We start from the raw sequence: 6247 nt of genomic DNA, 5'->3' as shown, positions 1-6247 counted from the left end.
CTCCCCCCGCCGTCGTCGCCACGCGCATCCGCGACGGCATCGCTCGCCGCGTCGCCGCCGCTGGCGCGCGCGGCCGCGGCGTCGCGCTCGGCGAGCTCCGCCGCGATGCGCTCCTTCGCCTCGGCGCGGTTGTTGATGCGCCGCACGCGGCGGTTGAAGTCCCACAGCAGCAGCATGATCACGACCGCGACGAGCGCGGTGGCCGTGAAGCCGATCCAGCCCGGCGTGACCTGGTTGGGGTCGAAGCCGAGCTCGTCGGGCGAGCGGAACAGCATTCAGTCCTCCTCGACGCCTGTGAACAGGTCGTCCTCGTCGGCGGCGCCCGGCACGCGCGAGCGCACGAGCTCGTAGTCATCGGTGGGCCACGTCGCGCGCAGCAGCTCGTTCGGCCAGAAGAAGAAGCGCGACTCGGGATCGACCTGGCTCGCGTGCGCGCGCAGCGCCCGGTCTCGCGCCTCGAGGTGGTCGCCCACGTGCACGCGCGTCGTGAGCGTGCCGGGCCGCTCGGCCATGCGCGCCGCCCACTCCCGCACGAACGGGAGCCGGTCGTCGTCGGGCGACGCGGCCTCGAGCGCAGAGAGGAGGGCGGCCATGCGCACGCCGGTCATCGAGCGGTCGAAGTAGACCTTCTGCACCTCCCACGGCTCGCCGAGCTCGGGCAGGCCCTCGGCCGCGTGCTCGACCGCCCACATCGTGACCTCGTGGCAGCGGATGTGGTCGGGGTGCGGGTAGCCGCCGGTCTCGTCGTAGGTGATGACGACCTGCGGGCGCAGTCGGCGGATGAGCCGCACGAGCGGGCGGCCGGAGACCTCGACCGGGATGGTCGCGAACGACAGCGCGCGCAGCGGCTCGCCCTCGTCGGGGAGGCCGGAGTCGACGTAGCCGAGCCAGGCGTGGTCGATGCCGAGCGCCTCCTGCGCCGCGAGCATCTCGCGCCGCCGGAGCCCCGCCATGTCGCGCGCCGCGCGGTGGCGGTCCTCGAAGCGCTCGTTGAGCACGCTGCCGCTCTCGCCGCCGGTGCACGAGACCACCGTGACCGAGGCGCCGTCGGCCGCGTAGCGCGCGAGCGTGGCGGCGCCCTTGCTCGACTCGTCGTCAGGGTGCGCATGCACCGCGAGCAGCCGTCGCACGGCCTCTCCCCTCCCGCAGCCCAGAGGCGCCGCGGGGCGCGGCGACTAGGCTGGATCCAGCCCCCATCCTCCCACGACAGGCCCCCCGATGACCCATCTCGAAGCCCGCTACGGCCGCACCCGGAGCTGGTCGCGGCGCGAGCGCGCGCTCGGGATCGTCGCGGGGCTCGCGGTGCTGCTCACGGCGACGCTGTGGGTGTGGTGGGTCGGCACCGATCCGGCCCGCACGACCCTCCAGTCGCGCGACATCGCGTTCGAGATCGTCGACGACTCCACCGTCGAGGTGATCTTCGAGGTGACCGTCGAGCCGGGCACGCCCGTGACGTGCGCCGTCGAGGCGCTGAACCCGGCCTACACGATCGTCGGGTGGCGCGAGGTCGAGCTGCCGGGCGCCGAGACCCAGACGGCCACGCATCGCGTGGAGGTGCGCACGACCGAGCGGGCGACGACGGGATTGGTCTCGGAGTGCTGGCTGTCATAGACTGACCATTGGACCGGCCCACTCGGGGCCGGTTCTGTGCATATCAGGAGAAGACATGAGCACCACGGAGACCTGGCTCACGCAGGAGGCGTACGACCGGCTGCAGGCTGAGCTCGAGCACCTGCAGGGCCCCGTGCGCGCCGAGATCGCCAAGCGCATTGAGGAGGCCCGCGACGAGGGCGACCTCAAGGAGAACGGCGGCTACCACGCCGCGAAGGACGACCAGGCGCAGATCGAGGCCCGCATCGCGCAGGTCGTGCAGCTGCTGCGCACCGCGAAGGTGGGCGAGGCGCCCGAGGCCGACGGCGTCGTCGAGCCGGGCACCGTCGTGACCGCGACCATCGCGGGCGACGAGGCCACGTTCCTCGTCGGCAACCGCGAGATCGCCGAGGCCGGCGACGACCTCGACGTCTACAGCGAGGCGAGCCCGCTCGGCCAGGCCATCCTCGGCAAGCGCATCGGCGAGACGGCCACGTACCAGACCCCCACGGGCGCGACCATCGAGGTCCAGATCAAGGACGTCGCGACCTACCGCGGCTGAGCCCTCGGCCCTGCAGCGCCGAGGCGCGGTCCCCGGGGCCGCGCCTCTGCCGCGTCCTGGGCGGCTCCTCTTCCGCAGGCGCTGGGCCGTCCCGCTCTGAGACGCTCAGAGCACCTGCGGCTCGTAGCCCGCGCGGCGCAGCGCCTCGAGCACCCGCTCGGCGTGCTCGGGCCCGCGCGTCGTGACCGAGATGTCGATCGACACGTCGCTGATCGACGTCCACGCGTTGTGCTGGGAGTGCAGCACCTCGACGACGTTCGCCTGCTCGTCCGAGACGATCTGCGCGATGATCGCGAGCTGGCCGGGCCGGTCGGGCAGCGCGATGCGCACCTTCAGGTAGCGCTGCGACGCGGCGAGGCCGCGCGAGATGACCCGCTCCATGAACAGCGGGTCGATGTTGCCGCCCGAGAGCACGGCGACCGTGGGGCCGTCGGATGCGACGAGGCCGGTCATGATCGCGGCGGTCGTGACCGCCCCCGAGGGCTCGACGACGAGCTTGGCGCGCTCGAGGAGCGCGATCATCGCGCGGGCGATGTCGTCCTCGGAGACCGTGACGATCTCGTCGACGGCGTCGCGGATGATCGCGAACGGCAGGGTGCCGGGCCGGGCGACCGCGATCCCGTCGGCGATCGTCGGCAGGGTGACGATCGTGGTCGGCTCCCCGGCCTCGAGCGACGGCAGGTAGCTCGCCGCCCGCTCCGCCTGGACGCCGACGATGCGCACCTCGCGGCCGCCCAGCGCCGCGCGCTGGCGGATCGCGGAGGCGACCCCGGCCGCGAGCCCGCCGCCGCCGATCGGCACGACGACCGTCGTCGCATCCGGGACCTGCTCGAGGATCTCGAGCCCCACCGTGCCCTGGCCCTCGATGACGTCGTGGTGGTCGTAGGGCGGCACGAAGGTCGCGCCGGTGCGCTCGACGTGCTCGACCGCCGCCGCGAGCGCGGTCTGGAAGTCGAGGCCGCGCAGCTCGACCGCCGCGCCGTAGTCGCGCGTCGCCTGCAGCTTCGGGAGGGCGACGCCGACGGGCATGAAGATCGTCGCGCGCATGCCGAGCGCCGACGCAGCGAACGCGACGCCCTGCGCGTGGTTGCCCGCCGAGGCCGCCACGACGCCCCGCGCGCGCTCCTCGTCGGGGAGCTTCGCGAGCATGTTGTAGGCGCCGCGGATCTTGTAGGCACCGGTGCGCTGCAGGTTCTCGCACTTCAGGAACACGTCGGCGCCGTGCATCGCGCCGAGGTAGCGCGAGCGCTCCATCGGCGTCTCCTGCACGATCCCCGCGAGCCGCTCGCGAGCGGCCTCGAAGTCGACGAGGCTCGGGCCGGGCAGCGCGGTCGGCTCGACCGCGGTCATCGCCGCTCCCCGCCGTCGGCGTCGCGCTCGCCCAGCGCGTCGCGGGTCGCGCCGCCCGCGGGCAGGCCGGGCCGGAGCGCGGGATCGCCGGGCACCGCGGGCTGCGCCTCGCCCCGAGCCGCGGCGGCGACCGACTTGATGAAGGTGTTGAGGAAGGCGACGACGGGCACGGCGAAGAACGCGCCGGCGATGCCGGCGATCGTGGAACCGGCGCCGACGGCGAGCACGACCGCGAGCGGGTGCACCTTCACCGCCGTCCCCATGATGAGCGGCTGCAGCACGTGGCTCTCGATCTGCTGCACGAGCAGCACGATGCCGAGCATGATGACCGCCGGCCAGAACCCGAACGACACGAGCGCGACGAGCACGGCGATCGCGCCCGTGAAGATCGCGCCGATGATCGGGATGAACGAGCCGAGGAAGACGAGGATCGCGATGGGCAGGACGAGCGGCATGCCGCCCTCGAAGAACATGCCGAGGATCCACGCGCCGAGGCCGATGCCGACGGCGTCGATGAAGGCGACGAGGACCTGCACGCGCACGAAGCTGCCGAGCGTCGCCCAGCCGGTGTGCGCGGCCGCGTCGGTCGCGGCGCGCGCGCGGCGCGGGAGCACGCCGACGAGCCAGCTCCAGATGCGGCGGCCGTCGAGCAGCGTGAAGATGAGCGCGAAGATCGCGAGCAGCGCGCCGGCGAGGAAGTGGCCGACCGACGACCCGACCGAGAGGGCGCTCGAGACCACCGAGGAGAGGTCGTCCCGCACGGTGCCGAGGATGTTCTCGCCGAACCCCTGCAGGTCGGCCTCGTCGATCTCGAACGGCAGCGACAGGATCCACGCCTGCGTCTCGCCCCACCACGCGACCGCGCGGTCCTGCAGGGCGGGGTAGCCATCGCGGATCTGGGCGATCGCGAGCCAGCCGAGTCCGACGACGCCGACGATGAGCCCCACGACCGCGAGGGCGACCGCGAGCCCGCGCGGCCAGCGGGCGCGCACGAGGCCGTCGACGAGCGGCAGCAGGGCGGTCGTGATGAGCGCGGCGACGAACAGCGGGATCACGACGATGCGGAAGACGACGATGAGCGCGATCACGATCGCCGTGGCGGCCGCGACCGCCACGAAGCGCCAGGCCCACGCGCCGGCGATGAGCATGCCGCGGCTCACCGCGTCGTCGCCGGGCGCGGTCGCGGTCGGGCGGTCGCGCGGCTGGTCGAGCGTCATTGCTCGATCCTACGGTCGGCGCCACTCCCCCGCGCGGCATGCGTCGGCGGCCGTTGCTAGCCTCCGACCATGACGCGACCGACGAGGATCTCCGGCGCGCAGGCGCGACGGATCGCGATCGCAGCGGTCGGGCTCGACGGCGCACTGCCCGGCGAGCGGGGCCGCGCGGGCGCGAGGACGCTCGAGCGGGCCATCGGGCGGCTCGGCCTGCTGCAGCTCGACTCGGTCAACGTCTTCGAGCGCAGCCACTACCTGCCGCTGCTGTCGCGGCTCGGGCCGTACGACCGCCGCGCGCTCGACCGGCTGCTGCACCACGACCACGGCCGCGGGCTCGGGGCGTACACCGAGTACCTCGCGCACGAGGCGGCGGTCATCCCCGTCGCCGACTGGCCGCTGTGGGGCTGGCGGCGACGGCGGCCGCTGCGCGGCGGCGGCGAGCGCTGGGCCGCCGAGCACGCGACGCTCATCGACGACGTGCGGGCCGAGTTCGCCGAGCGCGGGCCGATGCGCCCGAGCGACATGGAGCATCCCGCCCACGAGCGCCTGCCCGGCGGCTGGTGGAACAAGTCGGATGCCTACTGGGCGACGGCGGTGCTGTTCCAGCGGGGCGAGCTCGTCACGGTCGGGCGCAGCAGGTTCGAGCGGCGCTACGCCGTCGCCGACGGCGTCCTGCCCGACGCGGCGCGCGCCGAGGTGGACGCGCGCGACGCGCAACGGGAGCTCGTCGCGCGCGCCGCCGCGGCGTACGGCGTCGCGACCCTCGACGACCTCGCCGACTACCACCGCCTGCCGGTCGCCGACACGAAGGTCGCGGCCGAGGCGCTCGTCGACGCCGGGGAGCTCGAGCAGGTCGAGGTCGAGGGCTGGGGCCGGCCCGCGTTCCGCTCGACGTCGGCGAGGAGCCCGCGGAGGGTGCGCGGCACAGCGCTGCTGTCGCCCTTCGACCCGCTCGTGTGGCACCGGCCGCGCGCAGAGCGCCTGTTCGGGTTCGAGTACCGGATCTCGATCTACACGCCCGCGGCGCAGCGAGCCCACGGCTACTACGTGCTGCCGGTGCTCATCGACGACCACCTCGTCGGCCGCGTCGACCTCAAGAGCGACCGGAGGGCCGGCGTGCTGCGCGTGCAGCACGCGACGATCGAGCCGGCCCACGAGGAGCGCGCGGACGAGCTCGCCGCGCGCCTCGCGCCCGCGCTGCACGAGGCGGCGGCGTGGCAGGGGCTCGATCGGGTGGAGGTCGCGGGGCCGGGGACGTGGGCGCGCGCGGTCGCTGCGGCGCTCTAGAACTGGATGCGGGGCGGCTCGGCGACCGCTCCGCTCTGGTCGACCTCGAAGAAGTCGCGCCTGCCGCCCGCTGCCCCGGCGAAGAGCGACGTCGGGAAGCGGCGCGCCTTGGCGTTGAGCTCCCGCGCGCCCGTGTTGTAGTCGCGGCGGCGCGCCTGCGCCTCCTCGTCGAGGCCCGCGAGCGCCGCGCGCGCCTCCGCGGCGTCCGACCCGGCCGGCTGCGTCGACGCCGCCTGCACGAGCG

Annotated in this window: 8 protein-coding genes; 3 read left to right on the top strand and 5 right to left on the bottom strand. The window is 74.2% G+C overall.

Annotated features, from left to right (window positions below; translation table 11 throughout):
* Together NWP09_RS10985 and mca are read right to left on the bottom strand one after the other, a co-directional pair.
* On the bottom strand, positions 1-275 hold a 275-nt coding region (locus tag NWP09_RS10985; protein ID WP_258275556.1), incomplete at its 3' end, for a hypothetical protein.
* Positions 276-1130, bottom strand: a complete 855-nt coding sequence (gene mca / locus NWP09_RS10980) for a mycothiol conjugate amidase Mca (protein WP_258275555.1) — start codon at positions 1128-1130, stop codon at positions 276-278.
* 88 nt (positions 1131-1218) lie between these two features.
* Here mca and NWP09_RS10975 point away from each other — a divergent pair, with 88 nt between their 5' ends.
* Positions 1219-1611 carry a DUF4307 domain-containing protein gene (locus NWP09_RS10975; protein WP_258275554.1) on the top strand — a complete coding sequence of 131 codons (393 nt, stop codon included), beginning with the start codon at positions 1219-1221 and terminating at the stop codon, positions 1609-1611.
* 55 nt (positions 1612-1666) lie between these two features.
* Positions 1667-2152: a transcription elongation factor GreA gene (gene greA, locus NWP09_RS10970; RefSeq protein ID WP_258275553.1), complete on the top strand. Its 486-nt coding sequence runs from the start codon at positions 1667-1669 to the stop codon at positions 2150-2152.
* A gap of 105 nt (positions 2153-2257) precedes the next feature.
* On the opposite strand, the gene ilvA is transcribed toward greA, so the two are convergent.
* Both ilvA and NWP09_RS10960 read right to left on the bottom strand, forming a co-directional pair.
* Positions 2258-3502: a threonine ammonia-lyase gene (gene ilvA / locus NWP09_RS10965; protein WP_258275552.1), complete on the bottom strand. Its 1245-nt coding sequence runs from the start codon at positions 3500-3502 to the stop codon at positions 2258-2260.
* Complete coding sequence (locus tag NWP09_RS10960; RefSeq protein ID WP_258275551.1) at positions 3499-4719, bottom strand: AI-2E family transporter; 1221 nt, start codon at positions 4717-4719, stop codon at positions 3499-3501. The genes ilvA and NWP09_RS10960 overlap by 4 nt, the downstream gene beginning before the upstream one ends.
* A gap of 69 nt (positions 4720-4788) precedes the next feature.
* Here NWP09_RS10960 and NWP09_RS10955 point away from each other — a divergent pair, with 69 nt between their 5' ends.
* Complete coding sequence (locus NWP09_RS10955) at positions 4789-6003, top strand: winged helix-turn-helix domain-containing protein (RefSeq protein ID WP_258275550.1); 1215 nt, start codon at positions 4789-4791, stop codon at positions 6001-6003.
* Here the strand turns inward: NWP09_RS10955 and NWP09_RS10950 are convergent.
* A partial coding sequence (locus tag NWP09_RS10950) for a LemA family protein (protein WP_258275549.1) occupies positions 6000-6247 on the bottom strand: 248 nt, incomplete at its 5' end. The two genes, NWP09_RS10955 and NWP09_RS10950, sit on opposite strands and share 4 nt — an antisense overlap.

Origin of the sequence: Agrococcus sp. HG114, assembly GCF_024723325.1 — a bacterium.
Lineage (GTDB): Bacteria > Actinomycetota > Actinomycetes > Actinomycetales > Microbacteriaceae > Agrococcus.
Note: the sequence above shows the minus strand (reverse complement) of the source record. Positions and strands in the feature narration are given on the sequence as shown.

Bases quoted from the DNA above. Each gene is read 5' to 3' on its own strand.
- NWP09_RS10975 (WP_258275554.1), top strand. From the start codon at position 1,219: ATGACCCATCTCGAAGCCCGCTACGGCCGCACCCGGAGCTGGTCGCGG.
- NWP09_RS10955 (WP_258275550.1), top strand. From the start codon at position 4,789: ATGACGCGACCGACGAGGATCTCCGGCGCGCAGGCGCGACGGATCGCG.
- ilvA (WP_258275552.1), bottom strand. From the start codon at position 3,502: ATGACCGCGGTCGAGCCGACCGCGCTGCCCGGCCCGAGCCTCGTCGAC.
- greA (WP_258275553.1), top strand. From the start codon at position 1,667: ATGAGCACCACGGAGACCTGGCTCACGCAGGAGGCGTACGACCGGCTG.
- NWP09_RS10960 (WP_258275551.1), bottom strand. From the start codon at position 4,719: ATGACGCTCGACCAGCCGCGCGACCGCCCGACCGCGACCGCGCCCGGC.